This is a genomic window from Paenibacillus sp. LX16 (genome assembly GCF_036252815.1).
Classification (GTDB): Bacteria; Bacillota; Bacilli; order Paenibacillales; family Paenibacillaceae; genus Paenibacillus; species Paenibacillus polymyxa_B.
Genome location: NZ_CP141152.1, coordinates 2709561 through 2731629, shown reverse-complemented (window position 1 = coordinate 2731629; position 22069 = coordinate 2709561). Strand labels below are relative to the sequence as shown.

Here is a 22069-nt window from a genome sequence, read left to right as displayed (position 1 = left end):
GCTCCGGATAGTGATTATATTATCTTGTCTGGATTGTCCAGTAACTAGCATATTGCGCCAAAGTTCTTGTTTAACACGCCAAATGATAAAACTAATTAGGCAGTCCTAGCGTGCTTCTGATATCGAGTTTGTACCTACATGTTCAGTCCGCCAATTTGAAGGTGTATCCCCCTCCCATAGGCGGAAGGCGCGATAAAACGAGTTCTGGTCTTCATATCCAATCAAGAATGCCACCTCTTTAATATCGAGCGAGGGGTCTGCCAAGTACTCTCGTGCCTGCTCATGCCTAGCTTGTGTCAATAGAAACTTGAAGCTCGTATTTTCGTCAGTAAGCCGGCGCTGCAAGGTACGATCGCTCATACTGAGCTCCTTCGCCACAGCCTGAATGTCAGGACGCCCTCCTGTAAGGCTACGTTTCATGATCCATTTGACCATCTCAGTAATTGAGCGGCTGCGCTGCTGTTCATTCAACGATCGGTCCAGAACAGGAGTCAGGATTTCCAGCAACTCTTCGTTGTACGAGGCAAAGGGGCGGTCCAGATCTCTTCGGTGTAGCGTCAATCGGTTACATTTTGCACCAATCCGGATACGACAGCCAAAGTAAGCTTCAAGGGCTTGTACATCGCCCATGGAGTGCGAAAATTCAACAAGCTGCGCTGTCAAAGGTTGACCTGTGCCCCGGCGTCCAATCTCCAGAAGACAAGCCAGCGTGATACCAACCAGCATCGGCGGACCAGATTGCTCGGGAGACAGCCATTCCAGATCAATTGTACAGTGCTCGCCCTCCTCAGTGATATGTAGGTTTTCCGGGGGACACAGTTGTTTGTACCGAGCCATTCGGTTTAGAGCGTCGCGGTAGTCCCGAGCGTGGTAAGTCGCTAAGACAGTCGGTGGATACTTCGCTGTATCAAAGACGGTTGCAAGCTTGATGATTCCTTGGGCAGTGTCACCCATGAGATCAGAATATGCCTGCCAGATCGCGAAATATTGGGTGGTGGTGACTACTGGTTCAGTAATAATGGCGATCGGCAGTCGTGCTTTGCGAGCTACATCGTGGGCGCCAAACCCTAATTGACATAATCCTGCCCACAATCCTGGCGGGATTTTAATACGGTCAGAGGTATGAGACTTCATACGTACGGGGCCTCCTTTATCTACTTACATATTCATTAGTTTTGGTTGCGATGGGGTCCCTCTTAAGTACACATAAGAATACTCTTAAGTACGTTAAGGTGTCTACATTAACGTACTACGCTGCGGAAAATGTTACATCTTCTTGTTATCTATGATATTTTCAATCAATGAAGAGGAATATGGCGAATTACTTAATCATGATAAATTTTTGTTAATGGCATGAACGACTCATCCTCAACACCAAAAAACACACCCATATGTTTATGAGTGTGTTTTTAAAACCTCAAATTACCGACACTCCTAGGAATGTCGTTCCCTCCATGCTTCTTATATTTAAAAATTAAGGTTTCAAGAAAGGTCCGTTTTCACCAATCTTACCGGGAGTAGGATTACCCGGGAGATCAAGTACATATACCCTTAAGTTTCCTTTGCCCGAAACTGTCAGATTGAGCGTCCCATTCGTGACCTCTTTGACGTCTCCAGTGATGGCATCTTTATAAGTGCCGTTAGGAATATTCCGAAAAACAGCTGATTCACTAACAGTAACTAAAGCATAACTGTCTATGCCTTTCGACGAATCCGTATAACGTCGCTTGTACGCCATTTGTCCGCTTACATCCTTCGTAGAATACTGACCTTTCTGCAAGGCAGGAATACTTCTTCGAATTTGATTCAGTCGCTGAATGTGCTTTACTAGTGGGTGCTGCAGGGTTTGAGCAACCGAACCTGAAGCAGAAGCTACCTGTCCGAAATCGGAGGCTACTACTGTACCTTCAATATGATCTCCATAATAAGCACGTCCTGTGGTTGCTAATGGACACGTTGGACCACAGTCGATTGGCTTGCCTGCCTGAAATTCAATTTCTGAGCCATAATACAATGTTGGAATTCCACGGAAAGTCCACATTAAACTCATATTCTCAGCCCATGCAGCCGTGCCCCCCGTATACCGAGTCGATGACTTGTTAGGTCCATAATCATGGCTATCTACATACACTACGTTATAGGTCGCATCGTTATAACTGTCATCCGAATCCTTGCCATTCCAAAATGCGTTATTCGCATCACTAAAATTCATATGCATCCTCATATCAATTACATTCATCCCGGAGGCTTGTGAATGGTCCGGTTCATGATACAAATTCCCTTTGAGGAATGCATTATCGGATAAAGGCTGATTGGCTGTACCAAGATTATTTTCGTGTTGATATTGTTCCAGCGCAGCTGCTTCATCATTGGTGCTATACTCTTTGCGTTCCTTCCAGGTGAAGAATTGAGCCGAATGATTCACAGAACCTCGGTTCCATTTATCGTTGACGAAAGCGCCTACTTCACCGAACATATAGAAATTACGTCCTTTTTCACCAAACTTCTCAATGGCCCGCTCCTGCGCTGCAGGAAGAAAATGACGGTTCCAGGTAACGCGAGGAATGTGCACAGCGGTGTCTATCCTAAACCCGTCCACACCCATATCTATAAATCGATTGTACGCTTCAATTAAATAATCTTGGACAGGCTTTGACTCTGTATTAAAGTCAGCCAGATCCTCATGCAGCCAACAACTCCGTGAATCTTCCCCTTCCCAATTGCCGATCCAGCAACTGTGATAGTACTGTGAAGGAAACATGCCAGTGGTGGGGTTTGGCCATTGGCAATTGTATGTTTTTGAGTTAATTGGGATTCCCCAATTCCGGCATGTGTTGCCCTCTGGTTCCTTCGTTGACCATAGGTCACCGTTATACGGCTTACCTACGTTATTCTGCTGAAGGCCATCATACTCGATTCCTTCTTGAGGTTCGTCATAATACCAGCTCCACTGATTATCTTGAATACCAAATACCTTTGGCGTGAATAAACCTTTTGCACCCCAGCGGCTAGAGTGGTTGTACACAACATCCTGTATGATTTTAATATCTTTGTCGTGTGCAGCATTAATCAAATCCTGGTATGTTGCTCCTGGTGACTCTAACCTGGGATCCACTCGAAAAAAATCATAACCATGATAGCCGTGAAAGTCATAGTCAGATCGATTCAATACAACTGGTGTAATCCAAATCGCTGAGAAGCCAAGAGCCTTGATATAATCCAGTTTATTGATTAACCCTTGAAAATCGCCCCTAAACATTGGATCACTGTTGGCTGCATTGCCGCTTGAAACATGATTCGCACCACCTCGGTTGTTCGAAGGGTCCCATCATAGAATCTGGCAGTCATCACAAAGTAAATTGAATCTTCACGCATATCTGTTCCGATCGGGCTTCCCTTTGAAGCAGGAGGTGGTGAAGTTCCTGTTGTTGCACTTATCTCAATACTACTTTCCGATTTGTTGGCTGGTTCTGCTTTATCATATGCCTTAACTGTATACGTATATTTCGTTTTCGCCTCCAATAATGAATCTTGGAAGGTAATACGGGTCGTCGTATAGACCTTTTTGCCTTTAGTTCCTCCTGTGCGAGTGATCTCATACCCGCCGATCCCACTTCCACCAACGTTATCAACAGAAAGATCCCATTCTAATTGGATTCGTAGTCCATCCGCATTGGCTGTCAATCCTTGAGGTATAGAAGGTGCTTCTAAATCAATAACTGGAGGGTACACGGATTCTTAGCTCCTGTTGTTGTGACAATGCCGTCTTTGATAGTACTTAAACCAGCAACTAAATGATAATCAGCACCTTTATTATTATCCCAGACAGAGCCGTTGTTAAATGCTGCTTTCATCGATGTTTTAGAGCCAAGATCAATAGTTTTTTTGGCCCAATCCAAGCAAGCGCTTTCATTCATGCTGATACCCGGCGGGGATGTCCAGGATGAACCATCGGGAGCATAATGGATATTTACATCGCTCCAGCCACGGCTGTTCTTAAAATAGTAAACTATCGCTTGGTTGTCTGGAAGGGCTGTCAAATCAAGGTTTTTCGGCAAATTGGCATATGTTGCATCGGAGATATTTTGCTTGATGAGAGAACCGTTGCGATAGAGATCGTAGTCTGATACTCTACTACCGTCGGCGATGTTTTCGGAGGCTTTTCATGAAAGCTTTACTGATGTACCTGTAACGTTTTTAGGCAAATCATCAGCATTGATCGGCGTAACAACACTTACTGATGTTAATACAAGTATTCCCGTGATCATGAATAAAAATAAGCGTTTCCAGGATCTTCGTTTATAACTCCTCATTCTCTACGTCCCTTCATCTATATTCTTCTGGTCGCACACTACAATAAACGATCTCTCCCTTCATCTTTTCTAATACAAATGATTATTCCAGCGCTTTCATGGATTATTTTATGTTTTTTATGGAAGATTTAGAGTGGAATATGTTGATTTATAAGGAAGACATAGCGGATTTTATGTAAAAGCTTCTTTTTCTCTTTACGTGTAAATTAAAGCTATTCGAAATCTCAGCATCTTAAAAATGATCAAGCAATAGAATTCGGTTGTGGAGCGATACCCGCTTGTGTTTTATGGTGGGCAAAATTATTTTGCTCACCATTCAAAGGTTTACTGATTACTTAAATGCATCCCAAGATTTCATTGAATAAATCTGTTTGGTTCTCTCCAGGATCCTATATATCTCTATTATGATGGATCGAAAAATAGAGCGGATTTAAATAGTTCTTCGAATTACGCTTTTGGTTGCCGCCGCCTCAAAAATCGTCTCAATCAGCACCAATACACGGTGTACTTCTTCATTTTTGATCGCAATCTCCGCTTTTCCTTCGATGGTGGAGACAAAATTCTCATAAAAGCTTTCTGCAGCAGCAGGTATTTTCTCAATCGGGAACCTAAGGGTGGATTCCTCAGACGGCGGCGCCATCGTTTTCGTCAATCCTTGGCCTGCTTGAATCGGCTTGGGTTCCACGTGAGCAACATCTGGATTTCGGGTGACGATCTCTCCACTCAAATCCCAATCTTGAATCACTGCGGTTCCTTCAGTTCCTTTAATATACCAGCGCGGCAGCTTTACGTAATTGGTTGTACCCACTTCAATGACTGCGGTCAGGCCGTCCTTGAACTCAATAAAGCTGGTAAAGCCGTCATCCACTTCAGTCCCCAAAATATAGCTAAGGGTAGCAGCCACGCTTTCTATTTTGCTGTCCGTAATCTGAAGCAGCTGGTCCAACAGATGTACTCCCCAATCCAGTAGCATTCCTCCTCCATATGCCTTTAGTTGCCGCCAGTCACCTGGAATCCCATTAGCCCCCTGAACTCGCGATTCCAGCTGGAAAAGCTCGCCCACGGTCTTATTGCCAATTATATCTTTGATAATTCGGAAGTCTTCATCCCATCGACGGTTCTGATGTACCGTAAACACACGATTTTCTTTCTTCGCCACCTCAACAATATCCAAGAAATCCGCGCTCGTTATCGTAACCGGTTTTTCACAAATGACATGTTTTCCGGCTTGTAGCGCCTGGATCGCGATTTCCTTATGAACATCATTAGGTGTTGCTATCAAAACAATATCCACGGCCTGATCGGCAAGGACGGCATCCAGGCTGGCATAGGTTTTATAGCCGGCAGCCGCAGCCAGTTCCATTCGGTAATCGACAATATCATATACACCGCCAACGGCAAGTTGCTGATTAGATTCGATCAATTGAACATGGTAGCTTCCCATGCCTCCATAACCGATGATGACTACATTGTATATACGATTGGCCATTTTCATCTTCCTCCACTCCTGATTTAAGCCTACTGCATATCAAGCGGTTGCTCATGGATCCATAAATTTTAATGTCCTCGTAACTCTCCCTTCACTCCGTCGGATAGCTCTATCATACAAATCTCATGAAAAGCTTTCCTCCTCATTTCTTGCTGTTTTATTCCCGAATATTGTCCTGCGGTATTTCAATGGTGATGTTCCTGTTGCTTCTTTAAAGAGATGATGAAACGTCTTTACACTACTGAACCCTGCTGCCTCTGCGACCTCAGTGATCGGATTGTTTTCATTCAACAAAATCCATTTTGCCTTATTCAGTCTGTAATCATTCAAAAATGCTACAAAGGTCATCCCTGTATTCTTCTTAAACAGCCTGGCGAAATAATAGGGACTGAACCCCATATAATCAGCGACATTCTTCAGCGAAATGGTTTCATGATAATGGCATTCCACATACTCAAAAATACGTTCCAGTTTATAAAGGGTGTCCTTTGATTGTGTTAAGGGTCTTTCAGAGATTTCAGGAAGCCTTGGCGTCATGCTTCTCGGCACTTCACGCATAATAAGAGTCAACATCTCAAATAACTTGGCTTTGATCATATAGGCATGCCCTTCGTGTTGGTTGACGTTCTCATCATAAATGCTTTGAATCAGAGGAAGCATTTTAGCTGCTGTTTCTTCTGGCCAGTTCCAGCTTGATTGCTCCATCTCCGTAAATATATATCTAAGAGGGCGTTTCTGATCACTTAATGTGGAAACCTCTTGAAAAAAGCTCAGATCAAATTGAATAACCACCCGTTCGCTGTCGGGAGAAGCCAAGAAATAATGAACATCCCCCCCATTTATAAACTGAACTTCACCTTGTTTCATGCGTATCGAAATATCGTTAATTCCCAGATCCAAGGTTCCCTGGGTCACATAAATAATTTCAATTTCTTTATGCCAATGAGGATAGCAAAGCACGTCGCCTTTATTAATAAAACTCCGGAAAGGAAAATGTCGGTCAAGCTCCGGGATTTCTAAATAAAAATTCATTTTGGTAGACTCCTTTTGTTGTAAAGTTCAAAAAAGCCGTACACATGACTATTGATAATTATGCTGCACTGCATTCCTTCTTCTCTTCTTCATTTTTCACCTTCTCAACTTTCGAATAAAATTCCCTCTTCCTTTTGAATTGTAAGCGGTTAACATTCTTTTTCCTACCCTATCAATCCCAGTTGTATTAAGTAAAACAACTGTCAGGTATCCTTACTAACCTAATTTTGCAAACACAAAGTTATGCCTCAATTATGAGCGGTTTGGCGCCCGAAAACAATTTGGGCTGATCTTATTTCTCCCTTCCGCATGCAGTTTCTTCAGATAAACAGGTTTCGCCTTAACTGGATTAAGCAAATACGTGTAAAATTGTCGAACGATTAGTTTTACATTTTTTATATAAATACATATATACATTTCCAAGAAAAAGGTATAATCTAGTAAAGCAACAGAATCCATATAGAAAATATAGACTTATGGAGGGACGGACCTTGAAGAGACTATTCACTTTAAGTTGTGCTTTCTATCTGTTAATCGGCATTACTAGTGTGGTGCTTGGAGCATTACTGCCGGTTCTACTGCCTTACTATGGACGTGGGTACAGCGATGGCGGATTATTGTTGTTCCTTCAGTTTTTCGGATTTCTTGTCGGCGTTCTGTTCTCCCCCTTCATGGCTCTACACATCGGTCGCAAGTCTATGCTGTCCATTGCCCTGGTTAGTATCGTAGCAGGGTATGCCTTCTTGGGTGTACTCCCCTCATGGACCTGGGTTATCGTGATGACCATCTGGGTTGGCTTCGGCTCAGGCATCATTGAGTCGTCCATCGGAGCGTTCACCATTGAGTTCACCGAAGAGCAGAAAGCCGTAGCCATGTCCAAGCTGGATGTCTATTTTGCACTTGGTGCACTGCTCATTCCCGCGTTGGTAAGCCTGTATATCTGGCTTGGAATGTGGTATCTGACCTTCTACACCATCTCCCTTCTGACGTTTATTCTGGGGTTGTTCTGGATTACCATGCCTGCTTCCTCCGCTTCCCACCTTATCCAAGCAGATCTCCAAACCTCTGAGCGATCGGTCGAACAAGCCCGGTACTCGGTACAGCATCGTGTGTTACTAGGAATATTCATTGTATTCTTCTTTGTTTACATGGGGCTTGAACTGGGGCTCATGAACTTCCTGCCCTCTATTCTGATCGAGACCCTGCAGATTCGGGAATCTGTAGCTTCGTTGGGTGTTAGCATACTCTGGATTGCGATGATCATTGGCCGCATGTTTTCAGGGAAGATTGCAGAGTCAGCAGGATATATTCCTTTCCTGCTGTGGAGTGGAATCGGAACTTTCTGCTTTCTGGTCGCAATGGCGTTTGTCTCCAGTCAGTGGGCTACATACCTTCTGATTTTTGGTGCAGGGTTATTCATGTCCGGTCTCTTCTGTATTGCCCTCGTCTATGCGAACGTGCTGATTCCGGGAATGACCGAGAGAACGACCAGCATTCTAATTGCGTCAGGCGGAATTGGCGGAGCAGTTCTTCAATATGTAACAGGCTGGAGCATGAGCGAATGGTCGGTGACGGCTACCCTTTGGATTTTGGCGGCTTTCAGTCTAATTTTGCTGCTGGCGGTCATTCTCTCGCATCTGTGGAATGACAGAAGCAGACGGGTCGTTGACTCCCTTGTCCATCAGGGCAAGGAAGGATGAGATTCTTTATTCTTGGGGGAGGTGAGGCCCACCGCTTTATGTAGTAGCAGGGCAGTACATTTTTTAAGGATGTACTTAATGAGAATGTATATTCTGATATGGAGGGGAACATCGTGCATACCTTAACCAAAGAACGCTTCAGATACGGAAAAGGCATTACTCTGATTGATGATTCGGGTAAGGAATATTTGGATGGCGTATCTGGCACCTTCAATCTGTCGCTCGGTTATAATCACCCTCATGTCGTCACCAAAGTACAGGAACAAGTTGCCAATCTTGCCCACATGTCCTCTTCCTTTACCGAGCCTTACGTCGAAGAAGTCCTGGATCATCTGATCCAGTATACGCCGAACGGCATCGACGCGGGATGGATGAGAGATATTACCGGCTCTACGGCGAACGAATGCGCTGTGAAGCTAGCCCAGAAATATACCGGAGCGCTCGACATAATCAGCCTGTATCTATCCCATCATGGGCAGACCCAGTTCGCAACAGGTATATCCGGCAACGCCTTCCGGCGGAGAAAATTCCCCAACTCGGCAGCACCAAATGCCCTGCATGTACCTGCTCCCTACTGCTATCGCTGCCCGTTTAATTCTTCGCCTGACAAGTGTGGCTATCAATGCGTCGAAGCCATATCGGACGCCATTGAGTATGCAAGCTCAGGCTCTGTGGCCTGCATGATTATTGAACCCATCCTGGGCAACGGAGGCAATATCATCCCCCCTGCAGGATATTTCAAGCGCCTCCGTCAGCTGTGTAACGAGCACGGGATGATTCTGATTGCTGACGAAGTGCAGACCGGGATTGGGCGGACAGGCTATATGTTTGCAAGTGAACTGTTTGATATCCAGCCAGATATCATTACTCTCGCCAAGGGTCTCGGCGGCATTGGTGTACCGGTAGCAGCAGTATTGATGCAGTCTCGTCTTAATGTTCTCGAGAAGCACGAGCACTCCTTCACCTCAGGTAGCAATCTAATCTCGGTTACGGCAGCTAAAGCCACGCTAGAGGTTGTATCTGAACCCGGTTTTCTGGAAGCCGTTCGGTCCAAAGGAAGCCTGCTCGGAACCCTGCTGACGGAGATGGCCGACAAGCACGATTGCATCATTGGTGAGGCTCGCGGCGTCGGCTTGATGTGGGGACTGGAAATTGTCAACGAGGATGATGCCCCAGACGCAGTTAAGAGTAATGCGATTATCGACCGCGCTTTTGCCGAACAGCAGCTGATTCTCAGAGGCTCCCGTTACGGTTACGGCAATGTGGTCAAAGTGAGACCTTCCCTCACGGCTACGGAAGATGAGATTGTCGAAATTGCCAAGCGGCTTGACACTGTTCTGACCACCCTTCACTAACCATCTGCCTAACAGGCAAAAGGAGGACTATTTATGCTTGCACTGGTATACAAATCAGCTTGGGATGTCGCACTTGAGGAAAGACCTATCCCGGAGATTAAAAAAGATAACGATGTACTCGTCCGAATTCGGGCGACAGGCGTATGCGGTACGGATCTAGGCATCATTAGTGGCAAATATCATGCCGTGCCGTCCACTATCTTGGGCCACGAATCAGCGGGGGATGTGATCGCTGTAGGATCAGCCGTCAGTTCACTGCGGCCTGGGGACCGAGTCGTGATTGATCCAACATACTACTGCGGCCAATGCGAAATGTGCCGGACAGGAAGACAGAATCATTGCACACATAAATCCGTAACCGAGACCGGAGTCAGCGCCGACGGGACGTTCACCGATTATTATGTGACCGAGGATCGTTTTCTGTTCAAGCTGAAGGACCATATCAGCTACGAAGAAGCGACGCTGACCGAACCGCTGAGCTGTATGCTGACCGGAATCAACCAGATTCACCTGCTGCCGAACTTCACAACCGTTATTATAGGCGCAGGTCCGATCGGGATTCTGTATAGCTATGCTCTTGCTTCGAAAGGCGTAACTGGTTGTCTTGTTGACATCTCGGAGGAACGGCTCGCCATAGCGGATTCTATTGCCCCCGAACGGTGGTCCGCGCACGCCACACTGGAGTCGGCCATTCATGAGCTGGCTCCGTTAAAGAATCAAGTGGACATGATTGTGGATACCACAGGCGTGGTCGGCACTGAGGTACTAAGCCAGCTTGCGAGCGGCGGGTATTTGATGCTGGTGGGGCTGAGAGATGGGATAAGTTCGTTTAATCCGAAAGAGGTAGTTGACCGTAGCCTTAAAATCATCGGCTCGATTGATTCTCTGGGCACGTTTTCCACGGCGCATTACCTGATTGAACAGCAAATCATTCCCGCCAAAAAAATCATAACCCACTCGTATCCGCTTGATGACTACCATGAAGCCTTTAAGACACTTGGATGCAATATCAGCGAGCGGACACTTCAGCCTTCGTCTCAGGCGATCAAGATTGTGCTGCAATCGAACCGTTCCGGTAACTAATCCAGATACGAACAAGGAGGAGAATGGACATGACAACCATTCATCATGATGCGCAGCCGAATAATGAATGCTTGGAAGGCCCATCAGCGTCCGTTCCGGTCAAGGCGGTCATCTTCGATATGGACGGGGTGCTAGTAGACAGCGAACCGATTTATTTTGAGATCGAGCGCAGCTCCTTTGCCCATTTCGGTGCGCCCATGACGGAAGAAGAGCATCACACTTATGTCGGAGTGACACTCGAATCCATGTGGCGTCAGGTACTGGACAGACATCAGCTTTCCAATACGATAGAAGAGGCCTTGTCCTATCACCGAAAAAATGTGATGCAGACGATGATTGCACACGAGGGCCTTGTGGCGATCGACGGACTGGAGCGGTGGCTGGACTGGCTGCAAGAGAAAGGGATTCCGGTCGCGGTGGCCTCTTCCTCTCCACGGGCGCTGATTGATCTCATTATGGAAAAGACAGGACTTGGCCGTTACTTCGACATTCGAATCACCGGTGAAGAGGTATTGCAGGGGAAGCCGGCACCGGACATCTTCTTATACGCCGCCGAGCAGCTAGGCATTGCACCGGCCCATTGCATCGTTATTGAGGATTCACGGAACGGGGTCCAGGCAGCCAAAAGTGCAGGAATGCAATGCATCGGCTTCCACAATCCCGGCTCCGGTCGGCAGGACCTGTCCAGAGCCGATCGACGGATTCTCAGCTATGACGACCTGTGGGCGATCAAAGAGAATCTGCCGTTCGATGAGCAGTTACTTGCTAAGAGCAAGGGCCGAAATGTACCGGAAGGCATACCCCCTGTATAATCATATAGAATCGTCCGAGCTTTACTATGATTGAGGGTATCAAATAACGCCCCTTGGAATATACACTGGAGAATGTCAGTTATCCTTCCCTGTGTGTACTCTAAGGGGCGTGCTTTACATCGAAGTGGTCTAGTTGAAACGAGTAATTTCCCGGTTCAACACACAACCATCGTAAAAACTGTCTTTTTGACATATAACTGCTCTCCTTCCGGTTTCATTACCCTCTATTCGTATGCAGCAAAACTTATGTAAAAAAAAGGGGGTGTTGTCAACACCCCAACGTGGATTCATCGATATATATCCTGCTTCATCTGAACGGTAATTTTGCCCTATATTCAGCTCCTTCTGTCTTCTTTGGTAATTAGAGAACTGTAAGCCGGAATTGTAACTGTTCCTTTCTTCACCTTTATATCCTTTGAGGTGGAGAAGACCACTTTCCATTTACCCTTATCGAAATCTTTCATCTGCAAGGTAACCGGCTCTCCAGACAGGTTATGATATACATACAATGATTCTTTGCCTGAAGTACGTTTAAATGCGGTCACGCTGGCAGAACCTGCTTGTATAGGTTGCAGACTGTCGCTGCGTAAAGCGTCATGTTCTTCCCTCAGACGGATGAGTGTGCGATAGCTTTCCAGTAGGGAATCATCGTCCCTCAGCTGCGCTTCCACCGATACCTCGCCTGTGTTGTATTGGGGTTTTTCCCACGTCGTTTGACCAGGGCCATCTCTCTTGTACCAGCGCATAGGCTCACGAAGATACTCATCAGGCTTCTCTCCCTTCATGCCGATTTCTTCCCCGTAATAGAGGAACGGCTGACCCGGAAGCGTCAAAAGAATGGAAGCGGCCAGCTTGGCTTTTCGCACATCCCCGCCCAGTTCGCTCATGACACGGGTCTGGTCATGGTTGCTCAGGAACGGAGCATCGAGTGCCGCCTTATTATACGATTTGTACAGTTGCAGCGTTTTCTCGGCGAATGTCGCGATACCCTGATCTCGGCCGTTTTTCACGGAGTTCAAAATCGTTCCACCCAGGTCAAAATTAAACAGGGAGTGGAGCGGTCCGTAATAAGGAGCTATGGTCTCCGGTTTGTCCCATACCTCTCCTGCCAGATATACATTTGGATTTACCTTCTCCATCTCGGAGCGGAATTCATTCCACCAGGCGATGTTCTTATCCGCCCCATCCTTCGTCTGTCCTCTAAAAATATGCATCGCCGCGTCAAGCCGGAACCCGTCTGCACCCTGCTGCAGCCAATACTTGCCGACTTTGATCATTTCTTTGCGGACTTCGGGATTGTCAAAGTTCAGATCCGGCATGCCCGACCAGAATGTACCGTAGAAATACCCTTCGCCATTCGGATTCTTATGCCATACCTGCTGACCCCACGAGCCCTTTTCTTCCATATCTGTGTTCTCATCCGCCCATACGTAATAGTCGTGGTATTTGCTTTGTGGGTTGGCACTGGCCTCCTTAAACCATGGGTGGTCGCTGCTCGAATGATTGATAACAAGGTCCATGATCACCTTGACGCCCTTTCGGTCCGCTTCTTTCATCAAGGTGCGGAAATCATTTAGACTCCCATACTGCGGGTCCACCTGATAGTAATCAGTTACATCATATTTATGGTAGCTTGGAGATGGATTTAGGGGCATAAGCCAGAGGCCGCTGACCTGCAAATCCTTACCCGAATGGGGTTTGCCATCGTTTAAGTAATCAAGTTTTTGTGTGATTCCTTTCAAATCACCGTGTCCGTCTCCATTCGAATCATAAAAAGAATTGATATAAATTTCATAAAATACGCCGCTTCCACTAGAAACCGGAGGCTTATGTCCGTTCATTTCCTGCTCTGCCATTGCACCTGAAGCGAACATCGTGAGCATAGGCACCGTTAACATGGCGGTGGACAATCTTCTTAGGCGTTTGTTACGTGTCAAAACAAATCAGCTCCTTTGATTGTTGTGGGTGCGCTTTCATTATAAATAGAAACAATCCAAAAAAGGGGATATTTATTATCTATTATGGTGGAAAATATCGATTTTATTGTTAAATCTCTGTATCAAGCGAAGAGAGGAGCAGACTCTATGTCTACTCCTCTTTAAGAAATTATTCTTTTTCTTAGATTTAGTACTTTCGATTTGCTGAATAAACGATTATCTGCTGTCGTCCAAATCAGTTCAGGAAATATATCTTAATTTAATGCGTTTTGAAGCTCTGTGCAGCGAAGACTTCACTGAATTTTCACTCTTGTTTAAGATTCTAGCCGTTTCTTTTATGGAGTATCCTCGGACTACACGTAATTCAAGTACCGTTCTTTGCTCGGTATTACTTGCCATCAAAAGAATTCGATTGACCTCCTCCTGAATTTCAAAATCGACGGTATCCCAGTGATAGTAGAGCAGCTCCTTACGTAGGTTGTATTCATCCATCTTTTTTCGTTTTCTTATTAAATCTATAGCTAAATTTTTGGCAATTCTCAGAAGATAAAATCGAATACGATCTTGAGGCAAGTTAGGTGAAGCTCTTATAAATCGAATAAAGCACTCATGCAACAAATCTTCGGCATCCTGTTTGTTATGCAATATCCTCAATAGATATCCCAAGAGATCTGACTTGCAAGATAAATATAGATCCTCCACATCTTTAATATCCATATTATTGCTTGTCCCTTCTGTTTTGTTTGGAATCGTAGTCACTTTTTATTCTTAAATTCATATCCCTGCTTATTATTCGTATCTCAATGCATCTATAGGTTTCAAACTTGCTGCTTTATAAGCCGGGTATACTCCAAATAGGATGCCTGTGCCCGCAGAGCTAAGAAACGAATATATGATAGGCGAGACCGTAAATTCAATGGTCATATGTGCAGTTGCCTCAAGTATCTTGGACGCTCCTATGCCTGTTACAACCCCGATTGTACCTCCTAACAGACCAAAGATGACCGCTTCAGACAGGAATTGAATCATAATGTCTCTCGGCTTAGCACCAATGGCTTTTCGAATACCGATTTCTCTTGTACGTTCTATAACTGAAACCATCATAATATTCATAATTCCGATTCCCCCTACCACGAGCGATATCGCGGCTACACCACCCAGCAAGCTGGTCATGATATTATCTACACCGGAAACTGCACCTGCTGCTTCTGACAGACTCATAATTTGAAATTGATCCGGTTCCGAGGGTTTTAGCTGGTGCGTTAAACGCAAGCTTTCCAATATGTCTGAACGAGCCTGATCCATCAAAGCTGGTGACTTGGCGGACACGTCCAATCCTGTAATGTTCTTCTCACCCAGACGGTTCATCATGGTTGTAGCAGGGATGTAAATTTGTTCATTAGTGCTGTAGCTTAATTTCGTTACTGGCTGAGTATTTAAAACTCCAATTACCTTGAAAGGAATCTGTTTAATTTGAAACGTTCGCCCCAATACATTTTGGGTATCTCCACCAAAAAGACGTTGAACCGCTTGGCTTTCAAGAATGGCGACATTCATGCGTTTATCCATCTCATCGTTGGTAAATGTTCTGCCCTCGGCAAAGGAAAACTTTTTGACTTTATAGAATGAAGCGGAAGTCCCTACAATAGTGGCGTTATAGTTATATCGCCCCCACGTAGCCTTTGAATTGCTCATTATATTTGGCATCAATGCATCTATGGAATTCTTTTGTTCCAACGCCTCGACATCAGCCCAAGTAAACGATGGCGTGTTGTTATAATCTATTTCACCATCGAGCATTGTCATAGCTGGCGCAACCATCAATACGTTATTCCCTAATTTATTAATTTCCGCCTTTATGCGGGTTGTAGAGCCGTTTCCAATCGCCATAATGGCAATAACCGCTGCCACCCCGATAATAATACCGAGTATTGTTAAAAAAGAGCGCAGCTTATTGGTCGTTAAACTGTTAATTGATACACGGATCGTTTCCATTAAATTCATAGGCTTGCCATCCTTGATGAAATTCTTCTATTCATAATGCTCTCATCCCGCTCAATATTCCCATCTCGAAAGCTGATCAGGCGCTTGGCATATTCGGCAATTTCCAGCTCATGAGTAACCAAGACGATGGTTTTCCCCTGTTCATTCAAGCCTTGAAACAGCTCCATAATCTCGACGCTCGTCTTTGTATCTAATGCCCCCGTAGGCTCATCCGCCAGCAGAATAACAGGATTATTCACCAACGCACGCGCAATGGAGACTCGTTGCTGCTGACCACCAGATAGCTCATTAGGCTTGTTGTACATCCGTTCTGCAAGCCCTACACTTCGAAGCGCCTCCACAGCTCGTTCCCGGCGTTCCTTGGCAGGTATACCTGCATACATCATAGGTAGCTCTACATTTGCTAATGCTGTAGTTCGGGGAAGTAGATAGAATTTCTGAAACACAAAACCCAGTTTCTGATTTCGAATCTCGGAAAGCTCGTTCTCACGAGCATCCAAAATGGAATACCCATCCAAATAATACTTCCCCGTATCAGGATGATCGAGGCAACCAATGACATTCATCATAGTGGACTTACCCGAACCAGAGGGGCCCATTATGGCAACAAACTCACCTTCGCTAATAGATAAATCAACATCACGTAGAGCCTGAATCTCCTGACCGCCCACCTCATATATTTTTTTTAGTTCTTTAATTTCAATAACGCTTTTATTCAAACGAGCTTCGTTCATTGTGCCTGACCTCCATCAGGGTCCTGACCCTCTTGACTGCCATTCGGACCAGCACTACCACCCTGAGGCGGAATAACTATGGTTTCGCCTTCCTTGACACCGGACTTGATTTCGGCCTGATCCGCTGTATAGACCCCCAGCTTCACTGGTCTGAATTCATAATCTGCAGGGTTAGCCGGGTTCTTTGCTACATATACTCCGTCCACTCCACCTTCGGATCTCAATGCGAACAATGGAACAGACAACGCATCTTTATGTTCAGCCAAGAGGAGTGATACATCCATGTTCATCCCTGGTTGTAGTCTTATCTTTTGGCTATCCAAAGACAATTCAATTTTGTATGTAGTCACATTGGATTCCGTAACCGGCTCTGGAGAAACAAAGAGGACTTCGCCTTTAAATTGTTTGTCCGGGAACGAATTCGTGTGTAACGTAGCCTGGAGCCCAGTCCTCATTTTAGCAATGTCACTTTCGTTAACCTTGGCACTAACCTTCATAACGCCTGTATTGGAGTTGTTCATAACAATGAAAGGTGCTGTAGGACTGGTACCCACATCGCCATTAACCTTCAAAATAATTCCATCCCACGGTGCCGTAACCTGTAATTTGTTCAGGACACTTTTCTTCTGCTCCAATTCCGTTTCAGCCTGTTGTAAAGAAGCCTGTGCGGATTGAATATTGGAGGCATCAGGCGGGGACTGGGCTGCCTTTAATTGTATTAAAGCTGTTTTATAACCCATTTCCGCATCCTCAATCGCCTGAACTTGTCGATTCTTTGCCTTCTTGTATTGAAGCTCGGCATTACTCATATCCAATTTTGCCTTATCCAGGTTTTGCTTGGCCGCCGCCAGGTCACTTTCTGCAGCTGCATCATTCTGGACTAGATAAGTCTGGTCAGCATAATCCTTCTGAGCTTTATCCAAAGTCATCTTGGCCGCCACTTTTTGTGCATCAGCTTCTTCCAGCTCCATGGAATCCTTGGCTGTTTTAATCGCCATCTGAGCCTTTAGGACATTTGCCTTCTGGAGCTCAATATCACTAGGCTTTGGTCCACGCTTGGCTTCCTCCACCTTGGCTCGGGCAATCGCTACATTAGATTCAGCATTTTTAATTTGTAACCTGGAATCGGAATCATCCAAACGAGCCAGCACCTGACCCGCCTTGACACTATCTCCTGCTTTGACATTGACAGCAATAAGCTTGGCACCCTCGACATTTGTGAAATTAATATTGACTTCCTTAGAAGCCTGAACGATCCCAGTCACTTTAAGCGACTCGGTCATGTTTGTTTTCTGTACCTGTACGATCTGGTTCGCAGGACTCTCCACGGGCTTTTCCAGCCCCTTTTTCATATAAACAAAACTTCCAATTCCCGCTATAAGGACCAAGACAAGAATACCTATGATCCCTTTCAATCTTTTTTTCCTTCTTAATACTTGCAATGCATCTTTCTTTTCTGTTTCCGACAATGTTATATCCCCTTAAAATGTATTTTTTCTAAAACCTATACGCTCCACGGTTTGTTTAAAGCATGTTGCAGCATTGTCATTTGAACAATGAGTTCATCCTTATTCCGTTCAATTTGCTTCACTTTTAACTGATTCGTCGCGACCTCCGTACCTGTGGCAAATCCACGTTCCCTTTTTTTACGAGATATGTCCAACACTTTAATAGCGTTCTGTAAATTACTTTGCATTTGTTCGTATTGTTCATCATTTTGCTGTAAATTAAAGTAGATACTCTTTAGTGATTCTGCCAGTTGATCCTTGGTATTTTGGAGTCCGCCTTCCGCTGAGTCTACATCAATCTGTTTAATTTCATAATCGTCCGATCCCGAGTTCCATGTGTAATATTTAACTTCCATTTTTGCCAGCTTGACAGCCTCTTCCTGTCTCCATACCGAAGGACTCGCCGAGATTGCACGCGTCACAAGCGTATCCAAATTCGTGTTATCCATTTTCCGGTAAGCGGGTCGATCCACCAGTTCATATACCGTACCTTGCGGCTGCCCCATTTGGGTGTTTAGCACCTCTAACGCTTTTTGCAGCGCAGATTTTGCAATCTCTACATTCTTTTCTGCTTCTAAACGAGTCTGAATAATAGTGCTTTGTTCACTTGGAGAAATTTTTCCACGGTTGGCTTTCGCCTCAGCAGCTTTTTCCTCCAATAACGCAAGCGAAAGTGCATCCTCACTACTCTTCACTTTGTTGTCAGCTAAAAGTACGTCGTAATAGTCCTTCATTGTGGTGTAGTCTGTCTGATCTTGAGCAAGTTCGATTTGCTTCTTGGATTCCAAATAAGAAACCGTCGATGAGGCATACCCTTTCCAAGCTGAACTACTAGCCGCGTCCTCTTCACCGTTGCCTGCACCTGCTGGAATGAAATCAAGATTCTTACCTGCATTTTTTAGGTTAATCCGATTACGATCTATCGTTTGCTGGGCTTCTTTCAAACTAAAGCTATTAGACCGTGCCCATTGCTGTGCTTGACTCAGTGTTATTTTTACACTTCCATTGGAAACCTGCTGCTGCTCTGCATGAACAAAGGACTCTGAAAAAGAACTGGCCGATAAGGCCAACAACAATAAAATGAACATACTTTTTTTCATAGATATCCTCCTCTTTCTAAGTTTTATTAAGCCTAATAAATACGTTGTTATATGAATTATAATTCTTCCTCTACACTACAATTTCTTTGTATGACTCCCCATCAAGGAAATCGTGATTGAGAGTTGCATCGTCTATAATCCGTGGAGATTCCAGAAAGGAGGAACCCACTCCTCCCCTTCTGCAACTTTTTTACACACAACTTATCGTTCCTTATAACATCTTCAAATCCAATTGACGAAGGTACAGGAACCTTACAATAAGAAAGGAAAAGAATTGGATTGCCCAAAAGCACAGCATAATCTGAATAAGCGTAATGCGAAAGGGTACTACATATATTCCAAATGGTTCTGACATAACTAAACAAAGCACTATTCCTATGGATGATACGACTAATGGCAGAAGAAATAAGAAAGCAATTTGTCTGGATGCAGCTCGTCTCATTTCCCTTGAGTTTAGTCCGATTTTCGATAAAGCTCGGTATATTTCCTCATCCCGTTGAAGATCTACATACAATCTGAAATACAACAGACTTACAGTGCTTGCCAACATAATAATGGCGATAAATCCGCCAATAAATTCACTAATATTCAGATCCATCTCCGATGTCAAATAATCCACTGCTCTAGAGTTAAGCACCCCTTTATTCACCTTGTTGACCAACACGGAATACAACCATATCTCCTGTTGAGTTTCTGAAGTTTCTAAAGAAAGTTGACCATTCTTCCATTTTGGCACAAAGTAGTAAACAGATTTGTATGCCAATGGATCATTGAAATACCGTTGTTCAATTAAATGGTCGTAAGTTCGATCTGAAACAACAAGTAACCGTCCTAGTTCAGAGATGATGTTTTCAACAAACTTTATGCTATGGTCCAACTTCTGAGTATCCATAATCTGAATATTCATAATCTGAGATTTCCCTTGATTGTAAGTTAGCTTTTTTTCAAAAAAGGTTTTCTGTTCTTCTAAAGACATCCCGTTTGAATCAAAAATGAAAAAGCCTTGATGATCCCGAAGCGCTACTGCCTGTTTTAGTTCCTTAAACCTGGAAGCAAGAGCCTCATAATTGGATTGTTTCATCACAGGTGCGAGCTGTTCACGAAAGGGAAAAATCAGTATTTCACTTTTCGAATAATCCACCCCAGCCGTATAAAGATTTTGGTCAATCTCTTTTTCAAGCTCTATAGAACTTACAACATCAGAAGAAAGTGCAAATGAATAAGATTGCTCCTTAAGAAATCTTTTTTGCTGCTGCATGGAGTCAAACGTTGACGCTGCTCCTACACAGGAAATGATAGAAATTAAGGTGATTAATGAAAACAGCCCGGCATTATTCCTAATTTTGTATGTGATCTCAGATAACCATAATAAGCGTATTCCGCTCAAAGACCATTTCCTGTTAGCTCTAAGCAATTGAATGAATAGTACACATAATTGGGTGTAAAATAAGTAAACACCAATAGACCCCATTACAATTGTATATTTAAATGTGTCTCCAACTGAATAGTGTAATATATAAAAAGAAAGAGTCCCCAAACGATACGGTGCCAGATAAATGTATGGTGGAAAATCAATCCTCATCAAATATACAGCCGCTCCTATTAATACTATTGCAAGAAAGGACAGGCTCCATGAAGCTTTTAAATCCTTTTTTAGCTGTGGAACCTTGCTAAAAGGCTGCTGTAATTTAAAATGGCGTATGAAGAAAACAGACACAAATGAGATCAATATAAACAAAAACATAAAGCCCACCACGGTGAAAGCCAAGGCTTTCCAAGGAAAATAAAACGTTAAATACATTCCTATGACATTGGAGCCCAAAAGTAGAAAGAATTTCGCTGAAACAAATCCTCCAATAATCCCGGTAAATAAGGATAAAAAGCCTATAATTAGATTTTCATATGCGACCAAAAAATAAATTTGTCTGTGATGTGTCCCTAAAATGGTCAGTATACCAAATTCTTTTTTTCGTGCAGCAACAAAAATATTGTTTGTGTATAATACGAAGAAAAAGGAAAACACAAAAATCAACAGATCAGCAACTTGTAATCCCTTTTTTACATTAGCTGCTGTGATTGCATTTGAGACATCCGGATGAAAAATAAATATCGCATATACGAAAAAAATCGAAATCATCAATGAGCTACTTACATAGTAAGGTACATAAGCACGCACATTGTGCTTGAGATTATTCCATGCTAACAGACGAAAGCTCATGCGCATGTCTACTTCCCCCCAAAAAGGAGAGTATATCTATAATTTCTTGAAAAAATAATTGCTGACTATGACTACGATGGATTTCATTATATAACTCACCATCTTTTATAAAAATAACCCGATCGCAATAACTGGCTTCCACGGCTCCGTGTGTTACCAGCACGATTGTGGAATGATCCACACGACTGATAAGCCCCAGCATTTCCATCACAACACGTGAAGACATGGAATCGAGATTTCCAGTGGGTTCATCTGCGAGCAAGAGTGAAGGAGAGTGAATAATAGCTCTGCCTATAGCTGCCCTTTGCTTTTGTCCCCCTGACACCTCATAAGGTCGTTTATCCAAAATATCAATTATATCTAGTTTCTTCGCTACCTCTTCCAGTTTGTGCTCCATTTCCTTTAATCCTTTTTTATTCAGCATCAGAGGAAACAATATGTTCTCTCCCAAAGTGAGAGTTTCCAGCAAATTATAGTCCTGAAATACAAATCCCAGCTCTTTGCGACGAAATAAAGCCAGCTTATCCTTCTTGAGCTGATGTGGATTTTCCCCTTTAATGCAAACCTCGCCAGAAGTCGGTATATCAATGGTTGAAATCATGTTTAATAATGTAGTCTTCCCACTACCAGACGGCCCCATAATGCCAACAAACTCGCCTTGTTTGATCGTTAAATGGATGTTGTTAAGGGCTCGGTAGGGAACCTTGCCATAGTATATTTTGGTGACTTGATCCATTCGTACAATCTCCATAATTCATTCCTTTCTTTTTCCTATGTCATGATC

General features: G+C 44.1%; 15 protein-coding genes and 1 pseudogene. 4 read left to right on the top strand and 12 right to left on the bottom strand.

Features of this window, described 5'->3' with window-relative positions:
- Positions 1–105: 105 nt before the first annotated feature.
- The 4 genes and pseudogenes from T3H97_RS12200 to T3H97_RS12175 form a co-directional block, all read right to left on the bottom strand.
- Positions 106–1134, bottom strand: a complete 1029-nt coding sequence (locus T3H97_RS12200) for a helix-turn-helix transcriptional regulator (RefSeq protein ID WP_328802686.1) — start codon at positions 1132–1134, stop codon at positions 106–108.
- Positions 1135–1474: 340 nt separating this feature from the next.
- A pseudogene (locus T3H97_RS12195) lies at positions 1475–4022 on the bottom strand (alpha-amylase family glycosyl hydrolase); the annotation flags it as partial.
- 721 nt (positions 4023–4743) lie between these two features.
- Positions 4744–5808: a Gfo/Idh/MocA family protein gene (locus T3H97_RS12180; RefSeq protein ID WP_328802681.1), complete on the bottom strand. Its 1065-nt coding sequence runs from the start codon at positions 5806–5808 to the stop codon at positions 4744–4746.
- Positions 5809–5925: 117 nt separating this feature from the next.
- The gene (locus T3H97_RS12175; RefSeq protein ID WP_250245068.1) at positions 5926–6834 is read right to left on the bottom strand and encodes an AraC family transcriptional regulator; all 909 of its coding nucleotides are present in this window, start codon (positions 6832–6834) and stop codon (positions 5926–5928) included.
- 491 nt (positions 6835–7325) lie between these two features.
- On the opposite strand from T3H97_RS12175, the gene T3H97_RS12170 reads away from it, so the two are divergent.
- The 4 genes from T3H97_RS12170 to T3H97_RS12155 all read left to right on the top strand — a co-directional run bounded on the left by T3H97_RS12170 (position 7326) and on the right by T3H97_RS12155 (position 11784).
- Positions 7326–8534 (top strand): MFS transporter, encoded by a 1209-nt coding sequence (locus tag T3H97_RS12170; RefSeq protein ID WP_328802679.1) that lies wholly within the window; start codon positions 7326–7328, stop codon positions 8532–8534.
- Between the two features lie 113 nt (positions 8535–8647).
- Positions 8648–9889: an aspartate aminotransferase family protein gene (locus T3H97_RS12165; protein WP_328802678.1), complete on the top strand. Its 1242-nt coding sequence runs from the start codon at positions 8648–8650 to the stop codon at positions 9887–9889.
- Between the two features lie 33 nt (positions 9890–9922).
- The gene (gene gutB1 / locus T3H97_RS12160; RefSeq protein ID WP_328802677.1) at positions 9923–10972 is read left to right on the top strand and encodes a 2-amino-2-deoxy-D-mannitol dehydrogenase GutB1; all 1050 of its coding nucleotides are present in this window, start codon (positions 9923–9925) and stop codon (positions 10970–10972) included.
- 29 nt (positions 10973–11001) lie between these two features.
- Positions 11002–11784: an HAD family hydrolase gene (locus T3H97_RS12155; protein WP_328802676.1), complete on the top strand. Its 783-nt coding sequence runs from the start codon at positions 11002–11004 to the stop codon at positions 11782–11784.
- Positions 11785–12119: 335 nt separating this feature from the next.
- On the opposite strand, the gene T3H97_RS12150 is transcribed toward T3H97_RS12155, so the two are convergent.
- The 8 genes from T3H97_RS12150 to T3H97_RS12115 form a co-directional block, all read right to left on the bottom strand.
- Complete coding sequence (locus T3H97_RS12150; RefSeq protein ID WP_328802675.1) at positions 12120–13721, bottom strand: alpha-amylase family glycosyl hydrolase; 1602 nt, start codon at positions 13719–13721, stop codon at positions 12120–12122.
- A gap of 240 nt (positions 13722–13961) precedes the next feature.
- Positions 13962–14438, bottom strand: coding sequence for an RNA polymerase sigma factor (locus tag T3H97_RS12145; protein ID WP_328802674.1), 477 nt, complete (start codon positions 14436–14438; stop codon positions 13962–13964).
- Between the two features lie 72 nt (positions 14439–14510).
- Complete coding sequence (locus tag T3H97_RS12140; RefSeq protein ID WP_328802673.1) at positions 14511–15725, bottom strand: ABC transporter permease; 1215 nt, start codon at positions 15723–15725, stop codon at positions 14511–14513.
- On the bottom strand, positions 15722–16459 hold the full coding sequence (locus tag T3H97_RS12135; protein WP_328802672.1) for an ABC transporter ATP-binding protein: 738 nt from the start codon (positions 16457–16459) through the stop codon (positions 15722–15724). The genes T3H97_RS12140 and T3H97_RS12135 overlap by 4 nt, the downstream gene beginning before the upstream one ends.
- Positions 16456–17928, bottom strand: coding sequence for an efflux RND transporter periplasmic adaptor subunit (locus T3H97_RS12130; protein ID WP_328802671.1), 1473 nt, complete (start codon positions 17926–17928; stop codon positions 16456–16458). Before T3H97_RS12130 ends, T3H97_RS12135 begins: the two co-directional genes overlap by 4 nt.
- A 35-nt stretch (positions 17929–17963) precedes the next feature.
- Positions 17964–19067, bottom strand: coding sequence for a TolC family protein (locus T3H97_RS12125; protein WP_328802670.1), 1104 nt, complete (start codon positions 19065–19067; stop codon positions 17964–17966).
- A gap of 211 nt (positions 19068–19278) precedes the next feature.
- Positions 19279–21291, bottom strand: a complete 2013-nt coding sequence (locus tag T3H97_RS12120; RefSeq protein WP_328802669.1) for an ABC transporter permease — start codon at positions 21289–21291, stop codon at positions 19279–19281.
- Positions 21257–22036, bottom strand: coding sequence for an ABC transporter ATP-binding protein (locus tag T3H97_RS12115; protein WP_311083172.1), 780 nt, complete (start codon positions 22034–22036; stop codon positions 21257–21259). Before T3H97_RS12115 ends, T3H97_RS12120 begins: the two co-directional genes overlap by 35 nt.
- Positions 22037–22069: the final 33 nt, after the last annotated feature.

What these genes read in the sequence shown, in the direction of transcription:
- T3H97_RS12115 (WP_311083172.1), bottom strand. Translation starts at nt 22,036, where the DNA reads ATGGAGATTGTACGAATGGATCAAGTCACCAAAATATACTATGGCAAG.
- T3H97_RS12125 (WP_328802670.1), bottom strand. Translation starts at nt 19,067, where the DNA reads ATGAAAAAAAGTATGTTCATTTTATTGTTGTTGGCCTTATCGGCCAGT.
- T3H97_RS12180 (WP_328802681.1), bottom strand. Translation starts at nt 5,808, where the DNA reads ATGAAAATGGCCAATCGTATATACAATGTAGTCATCATCGGTTATGGA.
- gutB1 (WP_328802677.1), top strand. Translation starts at nt 9,923, where the DNA reads ATGCTTGCACTGGTATACAAATCAGCTTGGGATGTCGCACTTGAGGAA.
- T3H97_RS12155 (WP_328802676.1), top strand. Translation starts at nt 11,002, where the DNA reads ATGACAACCATTCATCATGATGCGCAGCCGAATAATGAATGCTTGGAA.
- T3H97_RS12145 (WP_328802674.1), bottom strand. Translation starts at nt 14,438, where the DNA reads ATGGATATTAAAGATGTGGAGGATCTATATTTATCTTGCAAGTCAGAT.
- T3H97_RS12135 (WP_328802672.1), bottom strand. Translation starts at nt 16,459, where the DNA reads ATGAACGAAGCTCGTTTGAATAAAAGCGTTATTGAAATTAAAGAACTA.
- T3H97_RS12140 (WP_328802673.1), bottom strand. Translation starts at nt 15,725, where the DNA reads ATGAATTTAATGGAAACGATCCGTGTATCAATTAACAGTTTAACGACC.
- T3H97_RS12120 (WP_328802669.1), bottom strand. Translation starts at nt 21,291, where the DNA reads ATGCGCATGAGCTTTCGTCTGTTAGCATGGAATAATCTCAAGCACAAT.
- T3H97_RS12200 (WP_328802686.1), bottom strand. Translation starts at nt 1,134, where the DNA reads ATGAAGTCTCATACCTCTGACCGTATTAAAATCCCGCCAGGATTGTGG.
- T3H97_RS12175 (WP_250245068.1), bottom strand. Translation starts at nt 6,834, where the DNA reads ATGAATTTTTATTTAGAAATCCCGGAGCTTGACCGACATTTTCCTTTC.